Source organism: Pararhizobium sp. A13 (assembly GCF_040126305.1).
Taxonomy (GTDB): Bacteria; Pseudomonadota; Alphaproteobacteria; order Rhizobiales; family Rhizobiaceae; genus Pararhizobium.
This window is the reverse complement of record NZ_CP149510.1, coordinates 281,175-304,156: the sequence shown is the minus strand read 5'-3', so window position 1 is coordinate 304,156 and position 22,982 is coordinate 281,175. Positions and strand designations below refer to the sequence as shown.

Genomic DNA, 22,982 nt, shown 5'->3' with positions numbered 1-22,982 from the left:
AGCGCGGGGGGGGCGCTGCAGGTCACCGTTCCAGGCTGCCAACAGCGGCGATGATCTGCGCCGCGGTCGGGAAGATGCCGAGGCTGTTCGGCCCGTCGCGCGCCTCGATTTGCACCCAGCCGACGATGCCGGTCGCATCGACCAGGAAGTGCCCGACGAGCTGCGTACCGTGGTTCGCCAAGATCGCATGATCCGCTTCGTCAAGCTCGAAGCCGTCCCTGGCGTTGAGAACGACGTTGGCTTCCATCGGCTGTAAAGCTTCCGGCAGCTCGCCGGTAGGGTTGATGCGTGCCGCCCCGAATTGCGCCATGGTGGTGCGAGAGGGCCATTCGGGCCGCTCGCTGCTGCCATTGGGCACGAACTCGACGCGCGGCACGCCGAAGGCGCGGTGCGTGCGGCATTCCGGGTCGCACAGAAGCATGACCGGCGTCGGTTGGTAGCGGAAATACAAGCGGGCGCGTTCCACCGGCGTGTTGATCACGGCAAGGATCTCTACCCCGGCGGCGCGCAGGGTGGGCTGCAGGCCGGCAAGCTGCCCGAGCTGACGCCGGCAGAATGGGCAGTGCAGGCCGCGAAAGAAGCCGATCAGGAACGAGCGGCCACGCAAGCTGTCGAGAGAAACCAATCCGTCGAAGTTGGCCGCGGGGAGGGCGAATGCCGGCGCGGGCTCACCCGGTTGCAGTGGGCGTATCTGGTCTCCCATGGGATATTTCCTTTTTGCGTCGTCCAGGTGAACGACGGAAATTCGACCATATCACGTGTTGCAAGACGGCACCGCGCTCAATGTTGATGCCGCGGGTTCGGCGCTGCACACCTTGGGCGACCTGTATTCGCCAGTGCCCCAGCGACTGCGATGGCCGGCAGTCGTCGTTTGTGGTGGCTGCGACCCCATAGTGCGAGGACGCGCAGGCAGCGATCCGCCGGCGTCCATCAACTGCGAAAGCGACGTTTCAGCGCTTCATCGATACCAGGCTGAAATGGGCGCCTTGCGGATCGACGCCGCCGATCACCCAGGCGCCTCCGGGAACCTCCATCGGGCCCATGACGATCTTGGCGCCGCGCGAGGTCGCCCGCTCGACCGCGGCGTCGAGAGCATCGACGTTGAAATAATAGCCCCAATAGGGAGCGGGAATTTCCGGCGTCTTCGTCATCATGCCGCCGATCTGCGCGCCGTTGTGATTGAAGAGCTGGTAGACGCCCATTGCCCCCATATCCATCGCCTCGTCCTTCCCCCAGCCGAACATCTTCTGGTAGAAGGGGAATTCCACGGCGAGATCACCAGCCATCAGCTCATGCCAGCCGACATTGCCATTGGCATTCTGCGCGAGCTCGGGCATCTCGCCGTCGCCAGCGCCCTTGAACAGGGCGAACACCGCGCCGTGCGGATCGGCAACGATGGCGAAGCGGCCGATGGTCGGAATATCCTCCGGTTGGCGATACACCGTGCCGCCGAGTTCGGCGATCTTCTTTGCCGCGGCATCGACATCATCGACGCCGATATAACCGACCCAGGCCGGCGGAGCGTTCATCTTCAAGGCGCCCTCGGGCATCGTCATCAGGCCGGCAACACGCACGTCGCCCGCCTTGAAAAGCGTGTAGTCGGCGCCGGGCATGCCGCTGTCCTCGGACGTCCAGCCGACGACGGCATCGTAGAATTCTTCCGCCGCCTTGGTGTCGGTGGTCATCAGTTCGTACCAGACGAACGCTCCATGTTTGTCGCTCATTGCAATCCTCCCTTTGATGTTTGCGGGGCCGTATGGCCGAAAAAGGCAGAGTGTCAGACTGCGGAAATGCGTTTGTAGTCGGAAGACATGACAGGCTGCCAAATGCCGTCGGCATTTTGCATGCGGGACGAGAAATTCCGCGTGTTCTCGTCCTTGATCGCAACGATGTCCTGGTACCGCGCCGTCCTGCCGGTATTTTCGAAATCGGGACCTTCGCAGTCGAGCGTCAGCACCGTGCCGGTCTCGTCGAGCGTGCCTTCGTAGACCCAGAGATAGGTCATCATCGAACTGGCGAAAGAGCCGACATAACGTTTTTTCGCAGGATCATAGCCGAGCGTCATGATGTTCGTCGCCTTGCTGCCGTCCGGCATGATCCCGGTCGTCTCGGAGATGATCCAGGCGTCGCCCAGCGAGCGGGTTTCCTCGATCCATGCTCCCTCGGATGCCTGTTCGCCGGTGGCAGCGGGCATGTCGAAACTCACACGCCACCTGCCCGTCAGCTGCTCCAGCCACCGGTGTTCCTCAAGAATTTCCGCCTTCATCGCAGCGGTCTCCTCATTGTCGGTGCGATATTATCGGTCAGGCGCAGCAGGACTGTGCCTGAGACGTGTCCTCATATTCGTCGTGGCGTTTCACGAAGCTCAATGTCGACGTCTCATTGCGGCCTTTTGGCGCCCGGTCGAGGATCATCAGCGTCGTCAGGATCTCCTCGCCGCCGCGGGCGTAGTCGGAATAGGTGTGATAGACATTGCCGGCTTCGTCGCGGATGAAGGCGCTCATGCCCGGCAGTTCGTCATTGGCCTGGTCACCGGATATTTCGCGGAAGTTGTAAAAGACCTTGCCGCTCTCCAGCTCTTCCTTGGTGAAGGAGACGTGGTAATCGAAGTTGAAATCGCTGCCGAAGGACGAGATCCAGGGGAATTTCCAGCCCATGCGTTTCTTGTAGGCCTCGATCTTGGCAAGCGGCGCGCGGGAAACAGTGACATAGGTCACGTCATGATTGTTGAGATGGGCAAGCGTGCCGTCGATGTGGTCGGAAAGGAAAGAGCAGCCGGGGCAGCCGGCCTCCCAGTCGGGGCCGAACATGAAATGGTAGATCATCAGCTGGCTGCGGCCATCGAACAGGTCGGCCAATGTCTTTTTGCCCGACGGAGTATCGAACGTGTAGGTCTTGTCGACCTTGACCCAGGGCAGCTTCTGCCGTTCGGCACGGATCTTGTCGCGTAGCCGCGTTTCTTCCTTTTCGGTGGCGAGCAGCGCCTTGCGGGCTTCGAGCCATTCTTCGCGGGATACAACCGGATTCGTCAACATCGTTCATTCCTCCTCAGAGATCGTGTTTCATTCCGCTTGACTAAATACGTTGATATCAACATTATTACGCCATGTCAAAGCCTGTCGTGATTCCTTTCGAGACCACCCTTCATGTGCGCGACACATGCCTGTGCCTTCATGTGCAAAGAGCGGCGCGGGCGTTGGCGCGGAAATTCGACGAGGCGCTGCGGCCCCTCGACCTGACCAACGGGCAGTTTTCGCTGCTGATGTCGCTCAACCGGCCGGAGCCGCCGGGCATGGGCCCCGTCGCCCATCTGCTCGCCATGGACCGGACGACGCTGACGGCGGCACTGAAACCGCTGGAGAAGCGGGGGCTCTTGGAAACCATGACCGACAGCAAGGATCGCCGCCTGCGGCGCATGAAGCTGACGCCTGCGGGACACGCCCTGCTCGCAAGGGCGATGCCGATCTGGACGAAAACGCATGCCGAAGTCGACAAAACGTTGGGCGACGGCGCCCCGGACCGGTTGCGCACCGACCTTCTGGCGCTCGCGTGAGCGCTTTTTCTTTCCGCCGGAGGAGGCGGACGATCCCCAACAAATAGGCCCATAACAAGAGGAGAGAGCGAATGCGGATGATTTTTGTGAACCTACCGGTCAAGGACGTTTCGCGTTCGAAAGCATTTTTCAGTGGGCTCGGTTTCAGTTTCAATCCGGAATATTCGAGCGACGATACGCTGTGCATGATCGTCGAGGAAAATATCTTCGTCATGCTGATGCATGAGGCACGCTTCAAGGAATTCATCATCGATGAAATCAGCGACACCAGCAAGGCCACGGAAGTGCTGACGGCGCTGTCGGCCGGGAGCCGCCAGGAGGTGGACGAAACGCTGGCCAAGGCGCTTTCGCTGGGTGGCAAGGAATGGCGGCCGGTGATGGACTACGGCTTCATGTATGGCTGCAGCTTCCAGGACCCGGACGGTCATGTCTGGGAGCTCGCGTATATGGAGCCGCAGCAGGCGAATTGAAGCAGGGAGGTCCTGCCGTTGCGTGGAGAGGGCGCTGGGTTTGGCTGGCGCCTTTTCGCTTTGGTGGCAGGTGCCCCGGCCTCGTTGCGAGCATCCACTGGCGCATCCGCTGGTTTCCGTGCGGGGTAGCCGGACGCTCAGCGACGTGTTTTCGCCTTCGGACGGGCGAGGCCGTCCAGCACCCGGGCAAGGACTTCGGTCGTGATACGCAGATCATCTGCTCCGAATTCGGCGCCGAGCGCATCCGCCCAGGCGGCCTGCCTCATCTGGATGTCGCGCAGCGTTGCCTCTCCTTCGGGCGTCAACAGCAGCAGCTTGGCGCGCTGGTGTGCCGGATTTTCCTCGTAGCGCACCAGCCCCTCGGCCTCCAGGATATCGGCGATCCGCTGGACACCCTGACGCGCCAGGCCGAGAATGCGGCCGATGTCGGCGACGGACATATTGGCATGGCTGGCCGCCGCCAGCACCTGCCAGCGGGCGCTGGTCTGGCCGCTCGGTTTTGCGAGCGCATCGCCTTCGGCACTGAGATGTGCGGCAAGCCGGATAACTAAGATCGAGAAGGCGGCGAAGGCATCGCCGGCAGCGGTACGGTCTGGTTTTTTCATATTGACAACATATTGTCATTCTGTAGGATGCGGATATGACAATATGTTGTCATATTACGACGCGTCAGGCAAGGGAGAGCCGGGATGAAAATGACCTACAAGGGAAGCTGCCATTGCGGCCGCATTCGATTTGAAGCTGATATCGATCTTGAGGCGGGTACGAGCCGGTGCAATTGCTCCATCTGCTCCAAGCGGCGGTACTGGGGTGCGAACGTGAAGCCGGAGGACTTCCGCCTGTTGTGCGAGGAGGCAGGCATCGGTGACTACCAGTTCGGGACGATGAGCGGCCATCATCGGTTCTGCCTCGTTTGCGGCGTCGCGCCCTATGGCCACGGTTATGTCGAGGAGATCGGCGGCGCCTTCGTTTCCGTCAATATCGCTTGCCTGGACGATATGGACCCCGCTGTGCTGGCATCCTTGCCGGTCCAGTATATGGACGGCCTGCACAACAACTGGTGGAATGAACCAGCGGAAACGCGACATATGTAGCGAGCTTGCGCGAGGGCTCAAGGAGCGCCGGCGTTGACCGCCCGCCGTTCCAGAGCCGCGGTTCGATCTCGGCGACCGTGGAGCGCGGGCCGGTGATCGACAGGCCCATATAGGTCTCGGCGTCTATCCGGAGGAGCGCGCCGTCCAGCTGGAAGTCGATGACCTCGAGCATTTGCGAGCCGGCGACGGAACAGGACTTGTCCGTCAGATCCACCCCATCTCAAGCAGAACCATCAGCACTGCGCCACGGAGCGCGTCGTCATATTCGTCCCCGAGAACGGTTGAGTGTTGTTCTGTCAACAGGCCGCTCCGGGGATCGATCGTCAAGTTGCGCCTTTCCGGGGGGGACGGCGTTCAACCTCTTTAGAGATCGCCGAGGTCGCGGACAGCGCCGCGATCGGCGGACGTGGCGAAGGCGGCATAGGCTTTCAGCGCGGTCGTCACCTTGCGCTTGCGCTGCTCGACCGGCTTCCAGCCCTTGGCGTCCTGCTCAGTGCGGCGGGCGGCGATTTCGGCCTCGTCGACGCGTAGCGAGATCGTCCGGTTGGGGATGTCGATGTCGATCATGTCGCCTTCGCGGACAATGCCGATCAGGCCGCCATTGGCGGCTTCCGGCGAAACGTGGCCGATGGAGAGACCCGAGGTGCCGCCGGAGAAACGGCCGTCGGTGATCAGCGCGCAGGCCTTTCCGAGGCCTTTCGACTTCAGGTAGCTGGTCGGATAAAGCATTTCCTGCATGCCCGGTCCGCCCTTCGGGCCTTCGTAGCGGATGACGACGACGTCGCCGGCCTTGACCTCGTTGGCAAGGATCGCCTTGACCGAAGCGTCCTGGCTTTCGAAGACGCGGGCGGGGCCTGAGAATTTCAGGATCGATTCATCGACACCGGCGGTCTTCACGATGCAGCCGTTGAGCGCGATGTTGCCCTTGAGGACAGCAAGACCGCCGTCCTTAGAGAAGGGATGCTGGGCGTCGCGGATGACGCCCTTTTCGCGGTCGAGATCGAGCTCCTTCCAGCGGGCGCTCTGGCTGAAGGCGACCTGCGTCGGTACGCCGCCGGGGGCGGCGCTGAACAGCTCGAGCGCTGCCGGGTTATCGGTGACGGCGATATCCCAGGTGGCCAGCGCGTCGGCGAGCGTCTTCGAATGAACCGTCGGCAGGTCCCTGTTCAACAGGCCCGCCCGATCGAGTTCGCCGAGGATCGCCATGATGCCGCCGGCGCGGTGCACGTCTTCCATGTGCACGTCGGCCTTGGCCGGTGCCACCTTGGAGAGGCACGGCACCTTGCGCGACAGCCGGTCGATGTCGTCCATGGTGAAATCGACTTCACCTTCGTGGGCGGCGGCCAAGATATGCAGGACGGTGTTGGTCGAGCCGCCCATGGCGATATCGAGCGCCATGGCGTTTTCGAATGCGCCTTTGCTCGCGATCGTGCGGGGCAGGGCGGTGACGTCTTCTGCTTCGTAATAGCGTTTGGCGAGCGAGACGATCTCCCTGCCGGCGCGCAGGAACAGCTTTTCGCGGTCGGAATGGGTGGCGAGCGTCGAGCCGTTGCCCGGCAGCGACAGGCCGAGCGCCTCGGTCAGACAGTTCATCGAATTGGCGGTGAACATGCCCGAGCAGGAGCCGCAGGTCGGGCAGGCGGAGCGCTCGATGATTTTGACGTCCTCGTCCGAGACCTTGTCGTCGGCGGCGGCAACCATGGCGTCGACCAGGTCGAGCGCATGGATCTTGCCGTCGGAGAGCACGACCTTGCCGGCCTCCATCGGGCCGCCGGAGACGAAGATGACCGGAATGTTGAGACGCAGCGACGCCATCAGCATGCCGGGCGTGATCTTGTCGCAGTTGGAGATGCAGACCATGGCGTCGGCGCAGTGGGCGTTGACCATATATTCGACGCTATCGGCGATCAGTTCGCGCGACGGCAGCGAATAGAGCATGCCGTCATGGCCCATGGCGATGCCGTCATCGACGGCAATCGTGTTGAATTCCTTGGCGACGCCGCCATTCGCCTCGATCTCGCGCGCAACCAGCTGGCCGAGATCCTTGAGGTGAACGTGGCCCGGCACGAACTGCGTGAACGAGTTCACCACGGCGATGATCGGCTTGCCGAAATCGCTGTCCTTCATGCCCGTTGCGCGCCACAGGCCGCGAGCGCCGGCCATGTTGCGGCCGTGGGTGGTGGTGCGGGAGCGATAGGCGGGCATGGACGTCTTCCTTGAACGTTAAGCCTGGGGTAACGGCGGATGTGGGGAGCAGGGCTCGCAATTGCAGCGGTTCCTATCGCAAAACTGCGCCCGCGTCACGATTTTCGTAACAATATTTCGTGTTTTTTCGACGCGGTGGCGCGGGTTTGCGCCCTCGCCGCGCGGGAGACGAGCGGGGTACTGCTGCAGACGGCGGCAGGGACTAGCGGTTTCGCGCCGCTTTGTCGGCTTCGCCGGGCCTGTCGGCCAGGCCCGTTCTCTCAACCTTTTGATTTTGAAGAAAAACAGCGTCCGTCTACCCCATTTGGGGGATGCGCGGTCAGGCGTTTCATTCTCTACTGCCGGCGCTGGACACTTTGCAGGCCGGCGATTTCATCACCTAGGCATTTTCAAGTCCCCTCTACGGCAACGTGGAGGGGCCTTTTTTAATGCCAGGGGGATGCTTCGTGCCGATGACGTTGTTGTTTGGCATCCCGGCGGCGGCTGCCTTGACCGGCGGTTTCCTGACCCTGTTCACATGCATCGCGTTCAGAAAGGAAACTGACGAGCAACGCGTGCGCTACAGGACCGCTTACCTGATCGTGATGACGGGGTATTTTCTTGTCGGATGGAGACGGTTCACTTCTGGAACGCGACCTATGTGCTTTTCCTGTTCCTTCTCGGCAGCGGCAGTTGGCTGCTTGACGATGTGGCAGGCGCGAACGCGCCTCCATTGAGGCAGAGAGCACGCGACCGGTCTCCGCGCGAACGCGTGAAGGCAAGGGCGGCTTCGTCCCGCGTGCCCCCGTCCCAGGCGAAAAGGCGATGAACTGCCAAAAGGCGGGACGGAACCCTCAAACCAGCGGACTTTCGCGGCCGGCGAGATAGTCCCGGTTCAGCGCATCGGCGATATCCTTGGCATCGTCGCGGTCGAGGCCGGTCAGATCCCGCCCATCCGATGCCGCAGGCAGGCTGGTAATGACATCCAGGACGGTCCAGGTGCCGTTCTTCTCCTGGCGCAGGCCGTAGCGGGGTTCGTTCATCGGGAGATGTCCTGGCAGGCGCAGCCTCAATCGGGGGTGGTGCTCAACGGGGCTGGCAAACTCCGTAACATGATCCGGGTGGGAAACGGCAAAGTCAACCGGCGACGTGCCGACGGCGCAGTTGGAGCCGCCAGCCGGCTATCCGGCGGGCTTGACCCGATGACGTGATCATCACGCGAGACCGCCGCTCGGCTGTGGGGCCCACAATCGAACGGCGGCCTGCGCAGGGCTGAACGCGTGACGATCTGGCGTGCGGGACTAGGCGCAGACCATATCCATCATCCTGGAGTCTCTTTTTGCTTGTGCTAAGAACGGCAGATTATCTGCTCTGCCGAATTTTCAACGTCGTCTCAAATATCATTTTGTTGCGATAAGTAAGAAAAGGCGCCGGGGCGTTCCTGTGGGCGGCTTCAATAAGCTTTTCTCTCATATAATCTACTGCCGCCTCCAATTCTTCGGTCCCGACGCTTGGATCAGCGGCTAATTTCTTGGCCACGGTTTTGGGCATCATGCTCTCCATTCGGCCGCATCATGCGGCTAGTAGAGACTATAGATCGCCCAATATTGATGAGAAGAGTCAAGAATGCCTGAAACGATGATGTCCTTAGCAAAGGATAAATCGTGTCCCAGATGGGAGCAGTTCTTGTCGATATCATTCAGGGCGATACGGCAGGCGCGTTGAACATGCCTGATAAGGCACTACCGGCAAATATGTAAAAGGCTCCCGAAGGAGCCAGAAACATTGAGCGAAGGAACCGGATGGTGGGCCTGCCGCGAAAGTGGCGGTGTATTCGTAAATGGCCCGATAATCGTCTAAAGACGGCTTTCCGCGACGGCGCTCAAATTGTCCTCCTTGGATACCCGCTCTTGCCCCAGTTCGTCGTTGCGAAGGCGATACTGGGGAGAAAGATCCATTATCGGGAGAAGAGTTATGACCCGATACGTCTCGGCCGCGGCCGGGGAGAGCCCAGTTCGGCTTATCAGCCGAACCTCTGCGCCGATTGCAAATTTGTGATGGGCCATGCGCACCTGCCTATCTGCTATCGTCCATCGCCAATGCCATCACGCCGGAGCATTTCTTCGAGCGCCTCGGCATCGATCGGAAGCATGCGGGAAACGTGGCCATTTTCCGGCGTCGCCGGTACGGTGATGAAAGTAGCGACGCGGCGATAGGCGAGCCAGGAGAGACCCTCAATCAATTCTTCGTCTTCATTCACCTGATAGTCGCCGGGTGCCAGTGGAAGATCGAGACCGTCCAGCGATGCCGGTGCGTTGAAATGAATGGTTCGGTGTGTCGTCCGCGTCAGCATGATCGTCATCGTTTCCCTTGCGTGGGTTTCAAAGCGGTCGCGTCAATAGCCGCCGTTCGTTGATCTACCAAAGGTAGTCCCCAAACGTGATGTAGGCTAAAAAGGCCAGGCTCAGTGCCGGACTCGATCTGATCAGGAAGTCGACATATCGAAACCGGCGAACGAAACTGCCCAGATTTCCCAGAGAGTGGATTTTGAGAATGGAAGACATCAAGCGTCCTCCTTATCGATTGGGGCAGGGTAATGAACCCTTAGGCGACAGCGCCCGTTTTGTTGGCTATCGACAACACCACAGTGCGCGCTCCCAATTGGATTAGCAAACATTAAATTTGTATTCAGCCACAGAATGCCATCACCCCTGAATTGACATAAGCACTCCCAAATTTGGCGATCGATTATTTTATTAGCATAGTCTAATTCTATTTCGCCGTTGCCATACTCTAAACCGGCTCGGCTTTTACAGCGAAAGCATTATTGGCTTGTAAGTAGATTTTGAGTTGCTCTGTATCTGCGAGGCTATTTAGCATCCCGTCACCTTTTTGGTGGCGGGTTCTCTGTTTCCGCCAAAGCCCGATAAATGGCTACTCCCTGCGAGTTTCCCATGGTCAGTGCCGGCAAGAGTTTGATGCGCGCAGCAGTCAAGCGAGAAACAAAGCGTACCAAGGCCGCGACCACAAAGACACGGGGCATTACAAAGGCAGGCAGGTATCTTGAAGCGTCGCTAGGTGAACGGTGGGCAAGCGTGAGAGAACCCGACGATCACCGCGATCGTAACGATAAATGCGAAGATTGGTTCATCGAACCCACCGGGAAATGTGCGAAGGGCTCAGCGATCTCTCGCTAAGCCCTTGATACATCTAGAAACTGGATGGTGGGCGTGACAGGGATTGAACCTGTGACCCCTACGATGTCAACGTAGTGCTCTCCCGCTGAGCTACACGCCCATCCGATGTCGGCGCATAGATCACAAAACCTCTTGTGGCGTCAATAGGCTTTTATCGGCTTTTTGACAGGAAGTTTCGCGACCCGTTGGACGCCTTGCAAACCGGGCCTCAAGCCGCCAACATCTTGTTCACTTCATCGACAAGATCGCGCAGGTGGAACGGTTTGGACAGCACCTTCGCGTCCTTCGGAGCCTTCGAATCGGGGTTCAGTGCGACGGCGGCGAAGCCGGTGATGAACATCACTTTCAGATCCGGATCGAGTTCGGTCGCCCGGCGGGCAAGCTCGATGCCGTCCATTTCGGGCATGACGATGTCGGTCAGAAGGAGCGAGAACGGTTCTTCGCGCAGTCGGTCGTAGGCGCTTGCGCCATTGTCGAAGGACAACACCTTGTAGCCGGCCTTTTCCAGGGCTTTCACCAGGAAGCGGCGCATGTCGTTATCGTCTTCGGCGAGGAGAATTTTTGGACTCATGGATAAAGCCGTTGCACCTTACGTGTCGATGTCGGGAATAGCGGTAACTTCATGAAACCGCATGCGAGTAAATATCCGGTGAAGACATGAGGTCAACCTCCGTTCACTGGCAGGAAACGACTATGGACATGAATGCTGCCTGCTGGCAACATACACGAAGCAGCAAGATTGTGACATGGTAAAAAAGGGCCGCGATGGCGCAGAACGTCAGCGAAACCGAACAGTTCGAAGTTCGCGAGCCGGACATGCAGCGCATTCCCTTTGTGTTCAATTCCCCCCATAGCGGCCGCATTTATACCCAGTCCTTTCTTGAACAGTCGCGTCTGGACGGCCTGTCGATCCGCCGCTCGGAAGATCATTTCGTCGATGAGTTGTTCCACTCGGTGACCGGTCTCGGCGCGCCGCTGCTTCTGGCGCATTTTCCGCGCGCCTTTCTCGACGTCAACCGCGAGCCTTACGAACTCGACCCGCGCATGTTCGACGGCGCCCTGCCGCCGCATGCCAATATCAGTTCGATGCGGGTGGCCGGCGGTCTCGGCACGGTGCCGCGGCTGGTGGCGGAAAACATGGAGATCTACCATGGCCGCTTTCCGGTCGCCGAGGCGCTCGACCGGATCGAAACCATCTACAAGCCCTATCATGCCTGCCTGCGGCGGCTGATCGCCCGTACCCATGTCCAGTTCGGGCTGGCAGTGCTGATCGACTGCCATTCAATGCCGGGCAATATCCGGTTGGCGGGCACCGGACAGCGCCCGGATTTCATCATCGGCGACCGCTACGGCACCAGCGCCGCGGCCGACCTGTCGCGCACGGCTGTCTCGCTGCTGGAGGATCTCGGCTTTTCCGTCGCCCGCAACAAGCCCTATGCCGGCGGCTTCATCACCGAGCACTACGGCCGCCCCGCACGCGGGCTGCACGCCCTGCAGATCGAGATCAATCGCGGTCTCTATGTCGATGAGGCGACGCTGCAGAAGAAGAAGGATTTTGCGATGCTGGCTCAGGCCATAGGCATCTTCCTTGGCGGCCTTGCGGCGCATGTGGAAAAATACGCTGGAAATTCTTCGCTCGCGGCCGAATAACGCCGGAGGCCCTTATCCCCCGAATCTGGCCCCAAAATCCGGGCAAAAAAAACCGCGCTTGTGGCGCGGCTAAGTCTAGGGAGGAAACACCCAAGGAGGGTATTTACAGCCACAAGTGACTGTAGGAAAAAGCTATTATTGCAGCGCACAATTGTCAAGCGAGATCGGGCTTCCTTTGCTGCGGTGCGCCATTTCTGGATCGCCTGAAAATTGGCGAAATGGCTCGATTTCGAAGCGCTTTGGGCATTTTGATGTACGTTCTCCCGAATTCTGGCGACATGTCGCTTTCTCGCGAGCGATTCCGCGGTGTTTTTCCTATTTTTCGGGTGCAGACTTCTTTTTTGAAAAAATCTGCAATAAGCACGTTATGCATCCCTTTCCCTCGAATTTCGTGAGGCATCATGCTGCCGGACCGTGAATTTTTCGACCGCCTCGCCGACGCGGCCAAGGCGGAAACCCTGCCGCGATTCCGTACCGGCATCAGCGTTGCCAACAAGGAAGCCGCCGGTTTCGATCCGGTGACGGAAGGCGACCGCGCCGCCGAAGCGGCGATCCGCAGCCTGATCGAAAGCCATTTTCCCGATCACGGCATTCTCGGCGAGGAATTCGGCAGTGTCGGGCTTGACCGGGATTATGTCTGGGTCATCGACCCGATCGATGGTACCCGCGCCTTCATCTCCGGCCTGCCGGTCTGGGGCACGCTGATCGGCCTCTATCACAAGGGCGAGGCGGTGATGGGGCTGATGGACCAGCCCTTTACCGAGGAGCGCTATTTCGCGGACGGAAAGGACGCGTTCTATCGCGGCCGGGACGGGAACAGGAAGATCGCCACACGCCCGTGCGCCGATCTCGCCCAAGCAATCCTGTTCACCACGTCGCCGCATCTCTATACCGGCGACATCAAGACCCGCTTCGAGGCCGTTCAAAACAAGGTGCAACTCGCCCGCTATGGCTGTGATTGCTACGCCTTCGCGCTGCTTGCCTCCGGCCATATCGACCTTGTCATCGAATGCGGTCTGAAGCCCTATGATGTCGGCGGGCTGATCCCGCTGATCGAACAGGCCGGCGGCATCGTCACCGACTGGAACGGCGGGCCGGCGGAAATGGGCGGCGAAATCATCGCGGCCGGCAGCGCCGAACTTCACACGCAGGCGCTGGCGATCCTAAAGGGCTGAGTGCTCGACGCTCTCGCCGTGGGGTTCGTCTGCATCCGTCATCGCCGTATCGGCGCTGCTGCCGGGGATGAAGGCCTCGATCGCGGCCATGGCCTGGGCGCGGTAGTAATCGGCCTCATGCAGCAATTCGTGGCGGGCGCCGTCGATTGGAATCATGTGTCCGGCGCGGAAATTGCGGGCGAGGTTCTCGACGGCGAGATGCGGCACCAGCAGGTCCCGCGTCGGCGCCAGCATGATTGTCGGCACGCGGATATGCGTCAGGTGCTCGCGGCTTGTAATGCGCTTGATCGCCTTGAAGGTCTCGTGCAGCCAGCGGGCGGTCGGCGGCCCCAACGCCAGTTCGGGATGCGTGTCGGTCAGTGCCTTGTTACGGGCGAAGCGCCAGGCATCCGATGTCAGCAGGTTTTCCGAAAACGGCAACGAGCCCTTGTCGCGCATCAAAGGCAGGAAACCGAGGCCACACAGGCTGAAGGCCGCGGCGAGAAGGCTGATCGTGCCGTGTCCGAACTTCTGGCCGCCAAGCGCAACGAAGGGCGCCAGGATTGCCAGGCGATCGATGCGGCTGGCGAGCAGCGGCGCTTGCGACAGCGCGATCAGTGCGCCCATGGAATGGGCGAGCATGAAGAAGGGCAGGCGTGTGTCGGGCAGCACGATCTTGTCGAGGAAAATGGTGAGGTCGCGCTCGTAGTCGCAGAAGCGGCGGACATGGCCGCGGCGCGGCTTCTTCAGCAGGCGTTCCGAGCCCGCCTGGCCGCGCCAGTCGAAGGTCGCGACCCAGAGGCCTCGCGCGGTCAATTCGCCGATGGTCTCGGCATATTTCTCGATCGACTCGTTGCGGCCCTGCAGAAGCACGACGGTACCCTTGGCAACCGGCGCATCGCATTTGAAAATCGCATAGCGGATTTTCTTGGCCCCGGCGCCCTCGAAAAAGCCGACGGTGTGATTGCCGGGGATCGGATTGTTCGGGGTGGAATGAAGGGTGGGCGTCATGGGCAAGGTCGATCCGGCGGGGCTAGGCAAGGCGCGGTGATAACACTGATACGATTCCGATTAAGGAAGGGTGCAGCAACCGCGTCAAGGGATAGGCGCCCCTGTTTCGGGCGTCAAAGAAAAAGGACCGGAAACGGTGGGGGACTGATTTACCGTTCCCGGCCAGAAACAGTCGGTCGGCTGAAGGCCGGCAGCATGCGGGAGAAGGGACGTTCACCGTACTGCCTGCCTTGTCTTCCGATAGCCGCAATCTAGCCCATGGAAGCTGAACGCCACCGGAACCGGCCGTTCATGCTGCGTTTATCGAGAAAAGGCAGCTTTCCCGAGACGCGGAACATGCTTTTTGGGGTCTTGAAGGTGGGAAAAACAATTCCCATCTCATCGTAGCGGGCGCCGAAGACGGGCCCGTCTAACCGGCTTTGCCATCGCCGCTTTCGGGATGACACAGCCATGATCGCTAACAGTTGCTCTCAAGAGGACACCATGCGTCACGTTGATTTTTCCCCCCTCTACCGTTCCACGGTCGGCTTCGACCGTCTCTTTACCATGCTTGACAGTCTCGGCCAGCCGGACCAGTCGCAGACCTATCCGCCCTACAATATCGAGCGGACCGGTGAAAACACCTACCGGATCACCATGGCCGTCGCCGGTTTCGACGAAACCGAACTTTCGATCGAAGCGCGCGAGCACACGCTGACCGTCAAGGGTGAGAAGAGCGAAGAAAAGACCTCGGAAAACCAGTTCCTGTATCGCGGCATCGCCAAGCGCGCCTTCGAGCGCCGCTTCCAGCTTGCCGATCACGTGGAGATCCAGTCCGCTTCGCTGAAGCACGGCCTGCTTCACATCGATCTCCTGCGCCAGATTCCGGAAGCAGCCAAGCCGCGCAAGATCGGTATCTCCGTTGCGCAGTCTCAGCCGAAGCAGATCGAAGCGACCCAGGTCGAAACCGCTGAGATCGAAGGCAGCGCCAACTAAGGCACGGCATCGGTCAACATGAAGAAACGGCGTCCGCTAGCGGCGGCGTTGACCCACTGGCGGACGGAACTCCCGTTGTCGCAGAAACCGCTTGTAACCGCGCGTTGCAGGCGGTTTTTCTTATGGCAGAGAGATTGAAACGGGTTTTCCGCTTTTCGCGAGGAGGCGGCCCAGATGCCGCGGCATTCGCTACGAGAGACACTAGTAAGGGTTTTCGATGAGTGAATTGCCCCTCACCCTGAATGTCGCCGATCTACCGCCTGAGTGGCACGTCCGGATATCGCCCTACACGTGGGAGCGAGATGAGGTCGGCCGCTCGTCGGCAGGCGTGTTCAGGTTGGTTTCTGACAGCCAGCCCGGTCTTTTTCTCAAATGCGAGCCGGTTGGCCCGTTCGCCGAACTGCCCCATGAGGCAGGGCGGCTTCAATGGCTTGCTGGAGCCGGGATGCTATGCCCCAGCGTCGTCGCGCAGGAGATCTACGCTGGCAAAAACTGGCTGTTGACCACTGCAATTCCCGGCCAAGCTCTATCCTCATCTGCATCGATCGCGCCCAAAGAGTGTATCGAAACTCTTTCCGCCGCGCTTTGCAGGTTGCACTCGATCGACATCGGCAGCTGCCCTTTCGATCATAGGTTGGCTAATCGGTTGGCGCTTGCAAAAGAGCGGATGGAGGCGGGGCTGGTGGATGAGTCCGACTTCGATGAAGAGAGGCTGGGCAATTCCGCCGAAGATTTGTTCAAGCTTCTGGAAGCGCAAATGCCGAACGGCGCGGACCTCGTCGTAACGCACGGAGACGCATGTCTACCGAACTTCATGTCGCGCAACGGTCAGTTCAGCGGGTTTGTTGATTGCGCCCGTCTGGGAGTCGCCGATCGCTATCAGGATATAGCTTTGGCGTATTGGAGCGTTCGATACAATTTGGGGGAGAAATGGGGACTGGCTTTTCTCGGTTCGTACGGCGTTTCCAAGCCGGATACTGCCAAGCTGTCCTACTATCAGCTTTTGGACGAATTCTTTTAATTGTCGCGAATCTCTCTTTTTGAAAGTCCGCGTTCCGGCATCGATTTCTCCGGCGGGCACCAAAACAAATTTTCACATTTCAGTCAGCAATTGGCGTCCCGGGAGGGCGCGGTATCTGTTTGCTCTTTCAGGCGGCGCAATTCTTTACCCGCAGGCCGGGCTCAGCAAGCCGCGATAAATTGCTCCACGTCCTCTTTCGTCGTCGCGAAGCTGGTGACGAGACGATAGAGGCCTTCGTCGGCCGCGACCGATCCCGCCAGCGTGTGGGGCACGGGCCAGTCGTAGAAGACGGCGCCCTTTTCCTCCAGCTTTTTCGCCGTTTCCTTCCTCAGGATGATGAAGAGTTCATTGGAACCGCTCGGCCAGGCGAGCCGTGCGCCGGTCGATGCTTCGATGCCCTCGGCCAGCCAGTTCGCCATGAGGTTTGCGTGCCGGGCGAGATCGAGCCAGAGGCCGCCTTCGAGATAGGCGTCGAACTGGGCGGCGATGAAGCGGGACTTGGAAAAGAGTTGGGCGGAGCGCTTGCGCAGGTAGTGCATCTGCTGGGCCTTTGCGGGATCGAACAGGATCAACGCCTCTGCACACCAGCAGCCGTTCTTGGTGCCACCAAAGGAGAGAAGATCGACGCCGCGCTTCCAGGTCATCTCGGCCGGCGTTGCGCCGAGGCTGACGAGGGCGTTGGCGAAGCGGGCGCCATCCATGTGCAGTGGCAGATGGTATTTCCGGGCAATCGCTGCGATCCTGTCGATTTCATCGAGGCCGTAAGCCGTACCGGCTTCGGTAGCCTGCGTTATCGTGATCGCCATTGGCTGTCCGCCATGGACGAAGCCCGGCGGGAAGCGCTTGATTTCTGTTTCCAGCTTCAGCGGGTCGATCTTGCCGAGCGCGCCATCGACCGGCGCCAGCCGGCTGCCGTGCGAAAAGAATTCCGGAGCACCGCATTCATCGACGTTCACATGCGCTTCGCGGTGGCAGAAGACATGGCCACCGGGACGGTTGGCGCTGGCAAGAGCCAGCGAATTGGCGGCCGTGCCGGTGGCGACGAAGAAGACGGCAACGTCGCGTTCGAATATTTCGGAAAGTTTCTTCTCCACCTTTCTATCGAGATCGCTGGCGCCGTAGGCCGAGGCAAAGCCGCCGGCAGCCTTGACCAGGCTTTCGGCAATCACGGGATGGGCGCCCGCCCAATTGTCCGAGGAGAAAATCATCAATGTGGTCCTGTGGTTTCCGGGGATGGAAAGCTCCGGCGGGATTGTTGGCATCGACCATAAAGATGCTGGAGCCGCAAGCAATGCGGAACTGGTGCGATAAGGACAATGTCAGACCAGTTTGAAACCAAATCGAAGAAAATGACGAGCTGACGAAAGAAAATTACAAAAATGCGAAATTAACCGCAATGTTCGGTAAAATCTCCCAGAATATTTTATATTGGTACCCTTGCGGTCCGGGGAGGTTTCTGGCATAGAGCCTATGAAATAGGACAGCAAGACTGTCCTATTTCGGTCTCAAGACCGGAAAGACGCCGGAAGGCCTGCACAAAAGCGGGTGCCGGCCGACGATTGTAACCGCGCAGGACGCTCAAGGTCCGGGCTGACGCAGCAATCGCAATGGTCGCGAGCACTTTGCCTGATGCGGTAAATGCTTCATTTGCGACCGGATCAGGATCATGCAACGATAATGCCGGTGCCGGCCTGAGCGGGGTTCTTGCTCGCGAAAGCCTGCCTGGACTGCGGAAATACCCGGTCGCTGCCGGGTTAACAGGAGGAAGACGATGACGGACTTTACGCCATCCACCGAAACTGGACTCAACATCGTGCGCCACACGGCGACGGTTGAGAAAAACACCGCATTCCCGTCCGGCCTGCCAAAGAAGCAGGGTCTTTACGATCCGCGCAATGAGCATGACGCCTGCGGCGTCGGCTTCGTCGCGCATATGAAAGGCGAGAAGTCGCACCAGATCGTCAAGGATGGCCTGTTCATCCTGGAAAACCTGACGCATCGCGGCGCCGTCGGTGCCGATCCGCTGATGGGCGACGGCGCGGGCATTCTCGTACAGATTCCCGACCGTTTCTTCCGTGAGGAAATGGCGCTGCAGGGCGTGACCCTGCCGAAGGCCGGCGATTATGCCGTCGGCTATCTCTTCATGCCACAGGAAGAGGCGCAGATTGCCCATTTCAAGCAGGTGATCGCCGATGTCGTGGCCGAGGAAGGTCAGACCCTGCTCGGCTTCCGCGAGGTGCCGGTCGATAATTCCTCGCTCTCCAAGGCGCCTGACATCGCCGCGACGGAGCCGCACCACCTGCAGGTATTCATCGGCGCCGGCCGCGATGCCGCGACCAACGCGGAGTTCGAGCGCCGCCTGTTCACGCTGCGCAAGGTGATCTCCAACCGCATCTACGACGCCTTTCACGGCGCCGAGACCGGTTTCTATCCGGTTTCGCTGTCGTCGAAGACCATTGTCTACAAGGGTATGTTCCTTGCCTATCAGGTCGCTGCCTATTTCAAGGATTTGGCCGACCCGCGCTTCGAATCGGCAGTAGCACTCGTGCACCAGCGGTTCTCGACCAACACCTTCCCCTCGTGGAAGCTGGCGCATCCTTACCGCATGGTTGCTCACAACGGCGAGATCAACACGCTGCGCGCCAACGTCAACTGGATGGCGGCGCGGCAGGCTTCGGTATCGTCACCGTTGTTCGGCGACGATATCTCCAAGCTCTGGCCGATCTCCTACGAGGGCCAGTCGGATACGGCCTGTTTCGACAACGCGCTCGAATTCCTGGTGCAGGGCGGCTATCCGCTGTCGCATGCCGTCATGATGCTGATCCCGGAAGCCTGGGCCGGTAACCAGCTGATGGCGCCGGCGCGCAAGGCCTTCTACGAATATCATGCTGCCCTGATGGAGCCGTGGGACGGTCCGGCTGCCGTCTGCTTCACCGACGGAAAGCAGATCGGCGCGACGCTCGACCGCAACGGCCTGCGTCCGGCCCGTTATCTCGTCACCGACGACGACCGCGTCATCCTGGCGTCCGAAGCCGGCACCCTGCCGGTGAAGGAAGAGAGCATCGTCAAGAAGTGGCGGCTGCAGCCGGGCAAGATGCTGCTGATCGACATGGAGGAAGGCCGCATCATCTCCGACGAGGAGGTGAAGTCGAACCTTGCCAACCAGCATCCCTACCGCCAATGGCTGGACAACACCCAGCTCATTCTCGAGGATCTGAAGCCAGTCGAGCCGCGGGCGCTGCGCCGCGACGTGTCGCTGCTCGATCGCCAGCAGGCGTTTGGCTACAGCCAGGAAGACACCAAGATCCTGATGTCGCCGATGGCGACGACCGGCCAAGAGGCAATCGGTTCGATGGGCACCGACACGCCGATCTCGGCGATGTCGGACAAGACGAAGCTGCTCTACACCTATTTCAAGCAGAACTTCGCGCAGGTCACCAACCCGCCGATCGATCCGATCCGCGAGGAACTGGTGATGAGCCTCGTTTCGTTCATCGGTCCGCGCCCTAATATTCTCGATCATGCGGGCATGTCGCATGCCAAGCGGCTGGAAGTGCGCCAGCCGATCCTGACCAATGGTGATCTGGAAAAGATCCGCTCGATCGGCCACACGGAAGACCGGTTCGACACCAAGACGCTCGACTTCACCTATGACGTCGCGCGTGGCGCCGAAGGCATGCCGGAAATTCTCGACCGGCTTTGCGAGCGGGCGGAAGCCGCCGTCAAGGGCGGCTACAACATCATCGTGCTGTCCGACCGGCAGATCGGCCCGGATCGCATTGCCATCCCGGCGCTTCTCGCGACCGCAGCCGTGCACCACCACCTGATCCGCAAGGGGCTGCGCACCTCTGTCGGCCTCGTCGTCGAATCCGGCGAGCCGCGCGAAGTGCATCATTTCTGCCTGCTGGCGGGTTATGGCGCCGAAGCGATCAACCCCTATCTCGCCTTCGACACGCTCACCGACATGCACAAGCGCGGCGAGTTTCCGAAGGAAGTCGATGGCGGTGAAGTCGTCTATCGCTACATCAAGGCGGTCGGGAAGGGCATTCTCAAGGTCATGTCCAAGATGGGCATCTCAACCTACCAGTCCTATTGCGGCGGCCAGATCTTCGACGCCGTCGGCCTCTCGTCGGAGCTCGTCGATCGCTATTTCTTCGGTACGGCGACGCAGATCGAGGGCATCGGCCTTGCCGAGATCGCCACGGAAACCTTCAACCGTCACAAGGCGGCCTTCGGTTCAGACCCGATCCTTGCCAACACGCTCGATATCGGTGGCGAATATGCCTACCGCATGCGCGGCGAAGGCCATGCCTGGTCGCCGGACGCCGTTGCCTCGCTGCAGCATGCCGTCCGCGGCAATGCCGTCGACCGCTACCGCGAATTCGCCGAGATGGTGAACGGTGCGGCGCTGCGCATGAACACCATCCGCGGGCTGTTCTCGATCAGGCAAGCGGAGGCGCTCGGCCGCAAGCCGATCGCGATCGGCGAGGTCGAGCCGGCCGTCAACATCGTCAAGCGTTTCTCGACCGGGGCGATGTCCTTCGGCTCGATCAGCCGCGAGGCGCACACGACGCTGGCGATCGCCATGAACAGCATCGGCGGCAAGTCCAACACCGGCGAAGGCGGCGAGGAGAGCGATCGCTACTTTCCGCTCTACGACGGTTCGCCGAACCCCGAGCGCTCCGCCATCAAGCAGGTGGCGTCCGGCCGCTTCGGCGTCACGACCGAATACCTGGTCAATGCCGATATGCTGCAGATTAAGGTGGCGCAGGGTGCCAAGCCCGGCGAGGGCGGCCAGTTGCCCGGCCACAAGGTCGATGCGACGGTTGCCAAGACCCGGCATTCGACGCCGGGCGTCGGCCTGATCTCGCCGCCGCCGCACCATGACATCTACTCGATCGAGGATCTGGCGCAGCTGATCTACGACCTGAAGAACGTCAACCCGGAAGCAGATGTTTCCGTGAAGCTCGTCTCCGAAGTCGGCGTCGGCACGGTTGCGGCCGGTGTTGCGAAAGCACGTGCGGATCACATCACCATCTCCGGCTATGACGGCGGCACGGGTGCCTCGCCGCTGACCTCGCTGAAGCATGCCGGCTCTCCCTGGGAAATCGGCCTTGCAGAAACGCATCAGACGCTGGTGCTGAACGGGCTTCGCTCGCGCATCGCGCTGCAGGTCGATGGCGGCCTGAAGACCGGCCGAGACGTCATCATCGGCGCGCTGCTGGGTGCCGACGAGTTCGGCTTCTCGACAGCGCCGCTGATTGCCGCCGGCTGCATCATGATGCGCAAGTGCCACCTCAACACCTGTCCGGTGGGCGTTGCGACGCAGGACCCGGTCCTGCGCAAGCGCTTCAAGGGTGCGCCGGAGCATGTGGTCAACTACTTCTTCTTCGTGGCCGAAGAAGTGCGCGAAATCCTCGCCTCGCTCGGCTTTGCCAGGTTCGACGACATCATCGGCCTGTCCGAACTGCTCGAGAAGGACGCGATGATCTCGCACTGGAAGGCCAACGGGCTCGATTTCAGCCGCATCTTCCACAAGGTCGATGCGCCGAAGGCAAAGACCTACTGGACCGAGAAGCAGAACCACCCGATCCACGACATCCTCGACCGCAAGCTGATTGCGGCGGCACAGCCGGCGCTGGAAGCGAAGACCCCGGTTACGATCGAGGTCGACATCAAGAACGTCGACCGTTCGGCCGGTGCCATGCTGTCGGGTGAAGTTGCCAAGCGCTATCGTCACAAGGGTCTGAAGGACGACACAATTTCCGTGAAGCTGCGCGGCACGGCCGGCCAGTCCTTTGGCGCGTTCCTGGCACGCGGCATCACCTTCGAGCTGATCGGCGACGGCAACGACTATGTAGGCAAGGGTCTTTCGGGCGGCCGCATCGTCGTGCGCCCGCCGGAAAACTCGAAGATCGTCGCGGCCAAGTCGATCATCGTCGGCAACACGGTGCTCTACGGCGCCATCTCGGGCGAGTGCTACTTCAACGGCGTTGCCGGCGAACGCTTCGCGGTGCGCAACTCCGGTGCCATCGCGGTCGTCGAGGGCGTGGGCGACCACGGTTGCGAATACATGACCGGCGGTGTTGTCGTCGTTCTCGGCGAGACCGGCCGCAACTTCGCGGCCGGCATGTCGGGCGGCGTCGCCTATGTGCTGGACGAAAGCGATGATTTCGCCAAGCGCTGCAACATGGCGATGGTCGAGCTCGAGCCGGTTCCGGAAGAGGACGACATGCTGGAGAAGCTGCATCATCACGGCGGCGATCTCATGCATAAGGGCAGGGTAGACATCTCCGGCGACATGACGCGCCACGATGACGAGCGGCTCTACCAGCTGATCTCGAACCACTTGCATTTTACCGGGTCGCCGCGCGCCAAGGAAATCCTCGACCACTGGGTCGAGTTCCGGCCGAAATTCCGCAAGGTCATGCCGGTCGAATACCGGCGTGCGCTGGAGGAAATGGAGCGCATGCGGATGGGCATCGCGGCGGAGTAATGCCGCACGGCGTTGCCATTCATCGGGTGATTTCGGCGGGTGTCGCGGTCGCTGTTCCGGCGATCGCGTTCATGGCGAACGGCGAGATCAATATGGAATTCATCGTGCTGGGGGCGCTGATCGGCTTCGCCTGCTGGTACTGGGGTCCCGCGTGGCCTCCTCTATGATATAAGGGAC

22 protein-coding genes and 1 tRNA gene are annotated in these 22,982 nt (G+C 60.6%); 9 read left to right on the top strand and 14 right to left on the bottom strand.

What is annotated here, in order from left to right:
- Nucleotides 1-22: 22 nt before the first annotated feature.
- From WI754_RS01545 to WI754_RS01530, 4 genes are all read right to left on the bottom strand, one after another.
- Nucleotides 23-703 (bottom strand): redoxin domain-containing protein, encoded by a 681-nt coding sequence (locus tag WI754_RS01545; RefSeq protein ID WP_349435856.1) that lies wholly within the window; start codon nt 701-703, stop codon nt 23-25.
- Nucleotides 704-950: 247 nt separating this feature from the next.
- Nucleotides 951-1,724 (bottom strand): VOC family protein, encoded by a 774-nt coding sequence (locus WI754_RS01540; RefSeq protein WP_349435855.1) that lies wholly within the window; start codon nt 1,722-1,724, stop codon nt 951-953.
- Between the two features lie 53 nt (nt 1,725-1,777).
- On the bottom strand, nt 1,778-2,266 hold the full coding sequence (locus tag WI754_RS01535) for a DUF1579 domain-containing protein (protein WP_349435854.1): 489 nt from the start codon (nt 2,264-2,266) through the stop codon (nt 1,778-1,780).
- A 37-nt stretch (nt 2,267-2,303) separates the two neighbouring features.
- Nucleotides 2,304-3,032, bottom strand: coding sequence for a thioredoxin family protein (locus tag WI754_RS01530; RefSeq protein WP_349437690.1), 729 nt, complete (start codon nt 3,030-3,032; stop codon nt 2,304-2,306).
- 74 nt (nt 3,033-3,106) lie between these two features.
- Between WI754_RS01530 and WI754_RS01525 the strand changes: the two genes are divergently transcribed.
- Both WI754_RS01525 and WI754_RS01520 read left to right on the top strand, forming a co-directional pair.
- Nucleotides 3,107-3,553, top strand: a complete 447-nt coding sequence (locus WI754_RS01525; RefSeq protein ID WP_349435853.1) for a MarR family winged helix-turn-helix transcriptional regulator — start codon at nt 3,107-3,109, stop codon at nt 3,551-3,553.
- A 71-nt stretch (nt 3,554-3,624) separates the two neighbouring features.
- Nucleotides 3,625-4,023, top strand: a complete 399-nt coding sequence (locus WI754_RS01520; protein ID WP_349435852.1) for a VOC family protein — start codon at nt 3,625-3,627, stop codon at nt 4,021-4,023.
- 137 nt (nt 4,024-4,160) lie between these two features.
- On the opposite strand, the gene WI754_RS01515 is transcribed toward WI754_RS01520, so the two are convergent.
- On the bottom strand, nt 4,161-4,628 hold the full coding sequence (locus WI754_RS01515; RefSeq protein WP_349435851.1) for a MarR family winged helix-turn-helix transcriptional regulator: 468 nt from the start codon (nt 4,626-4,628) through the stop codon (nt 4,161-4,163).
- Between the two features lie 84 nt (nt 4,629-4,712).
- Here WI754_RS01515 and WI754_RS01510 point away from each other — a divergent pair, with 84 nt between their 5' ends.
- Nucleotides 4,713-5,117 (top strand): GFA family protein, encoded by a 405-nt coding sequence (locus WI754_RS01510; RefSeq protein WP_349435850.1) that lies wholly within the window; start codon nt 4,713-4,715, stop codon nt 5,115-5,117.
- A gap of 363 nt (nt 5,118-5,480) precedes the next feature.
- On the opposite strand, the gene ilvD is transcribed toward WI754_RS01510, so the two are convergent.
- The 7 genes from ilvD to cpdR1 form a co-directional block, all read right to left on the bottom strand.
- The gene (ilvD, locus tag WI754_RS01505) at nt 5,481-7,322 is read right to left on the bottom strand and encodes a dihydroxy-acid dehydratase (RefSeq protein WP_349435848.1); all 1,842 of its coding nucleotides are present in this window, start codon (nt 7,320-7,322) and stop codon (nt 5,481-5,483) included.
- Between the two features lie 833 nt (nt 7,323-8,155).
- Nucleotides 8,156-8,344: a hypothetical protein gene (locus WI754_RS01500; protein WP_349435846.1), complete on the bottom strand. Its 189-nt coding sequence runs from the start codon at nt 8,342-8,344 to the stop codon at nt 8,156-8,158.
- Nucleotides 8,345-8,663: 319 nt separating this feature from the next.
- Nucleotides 8,664-8,852: a hypothetical protein gene (locus WI754_RS01495; protein ID WP_349435844.1), complete on the bottom strand. Its 189-nt coding sequence runs from the start codon at nt 8,850-8,852 to the stop codon at nt 8,664-8,666.
- A gap of 305 nt (nt 8,853-9,157) precedes the next feature.
- The gene (locus WI754_RS01490; protein WP_349435843.1) at nt 9,158-9,367 is read right to left on the bottom strand and encodes a hypothetical protein; all 210 of its coding nucleotides are present in this window, start codon (nt 9,365-9,367) and stop codon (nt 9,158-9,160) included.
- A 17-nt stretch (nt 9,368-9,384) separates the two neighbouring features.
- The gene (locus WI754_RS01485; protein ID WP_349437689.1) at nt 9,385-9,654 is read right to left on the bottom strand and encodes a hypothetical protein; all 270 of its coding nucleotides are present in this window, start codon (nt 9,652-9,654) and stop codon (nt 9,385-9,387) included.
- An 869-nt stretch (nt 9,655-10,523) separates the two neighbouring features.
- A tRNA-Val gene (locus tag WI754_RS01480) sits at nt 10,524-10,598 on the bottom strand.
- Nucleotides 10,599-10,706: 108 nt separating this feature from the next.
- Nucleotides 10,707-11,069, bottom strand: coding sequence for a response regulator CpdR1 (cpdR1, locus tag WI754_RS01475; RefSeq protein ID WP_018327941.1), 363 nt, complete (start codon nt 11,067-11,069; stop codon nt 10,707-10,709).
- A 194-nt stretch (nt 11,070-11,263) separates the two neighbouring features.
- On the opposite strand from cpdR1, the gene WI754_RS01470 reads away from it, so the two are divergent.
- Together WI754_RS01470 and hisN are read left to right on the top strand one after the other, a co-directional pair.
- Nucleotides 11,264-12,148, top strand: coding sequence for an N-formylglutamate amidohydrolase (locus WI754_RS01470; protein ID WP_349435841.1), 885 nt, complete (start codon nt 11,264-11,266; stop codon nt 12,146-12,148).
- Nucleotides 12,149-12,549: 401 nt separating this feature from the next.
- Nucleotides 12,550-13,323 (top strand): histidinol-phosphatase, encoded by a 774-nt coding sequence (hisN, locus tag WI754_RS01465; protein WP_349435839.1) that lies wholly within the window; start codon nt 12,550-12,552, stop codon nt 13,321-13,323.
- Here hisN and WI754_RS01460 read toward each other — a convergent pair.
- The gene (locus WI754_RS01460; protein ID WP_349435838.1) at nt 13,312-14,313 is read right to left on the bottom strand and encodes an alpha/beta hydrolase; all 1,002 of its coding nucleotides are present in this window, start codon (nt 14,311-14,313) and stop codon (nt 13,312-13,314) included. The genes hisN and WI754_RS01460 overlap by 12 nt on opposite strands.
- Before the next feature lie 483 nt (nt 14,314-14,796).
- Between WI754_RS01460 and WI754_RS01455 the strand changes: the two genes are divergently transcribed.
- A complete protein-coding gene (locus tag WI754_RS01455; protein WP_349435837.1) occupies nt 14,797-15,288 on the top strand; it encodes an Hsp20 family protein in 492 nt (163 codons plus the stop codon).
- Between the two features lie 217 nt (nt 15,289-15,505).
- Nucleotides 15,506-16,309 carry an APH(3') family aminoglycoside O-phosphotransferase gene (locus WI754_RS01450; protein WP_349435835.1) on the top strand — a complete coding sequence of 268 codons (804 nt, stop codon included), beginning with the start codon at nt 15,506-15,508 and terminating at the stop codon, nt 16,307-16,309.
- Nucleotides 16,310-16,470: 161 nt separating this feature from the next.
- Here WI754_RS01450 and WI754_RS01445 read toward each other — a convergent pair whose 3' ends face one another.
- A complete protein-coding gene (locus WI754_RS01445) occupies nt 16,471-17,517 on the bottom strand; it encodes a low specificity L-threonine aldolase (protein WP_349435832.1) in 1,047 nt (348 codons plus the stop codon).
- 563 nt (nt 17,518-18,080) lie between these two features.
- On the opposite strand from WI754_RS01445, the gene gltB reads away from it, so the two are divergent.
- Both gltB and WI754_RS01435 read left to right on the top strand, forming a co-directional pair.
- Nucleotides 18,081-22,805 (top strand): glutamate synthase large subunit, encoded by a 4,725-nt coding sequence (gene gltB, locus WI754_RS01440; protein WP_349435831.1) that lies wholly within the window; start codon nt 18,081-18,083, stop codon nt 22,803-22,805.
- Nucleotides 22,805-22,972 (top strand): hypothetical protein, encoded by a 168-nt coding sequence (locus tag WI754_RS01435; RefSeq protein WP_349435829.1) that lies wholly within the window; start codon nt 22,805-22,807, stop codon nt 22,970-22,972. The genes gltB and WI754_RS01435 overlap by 1 nt, the downstream gene beginning before the upstream one ends.
- The last annotated feature ends 10 nt before the right edge of the window (nt 22,973-22,982 follow it).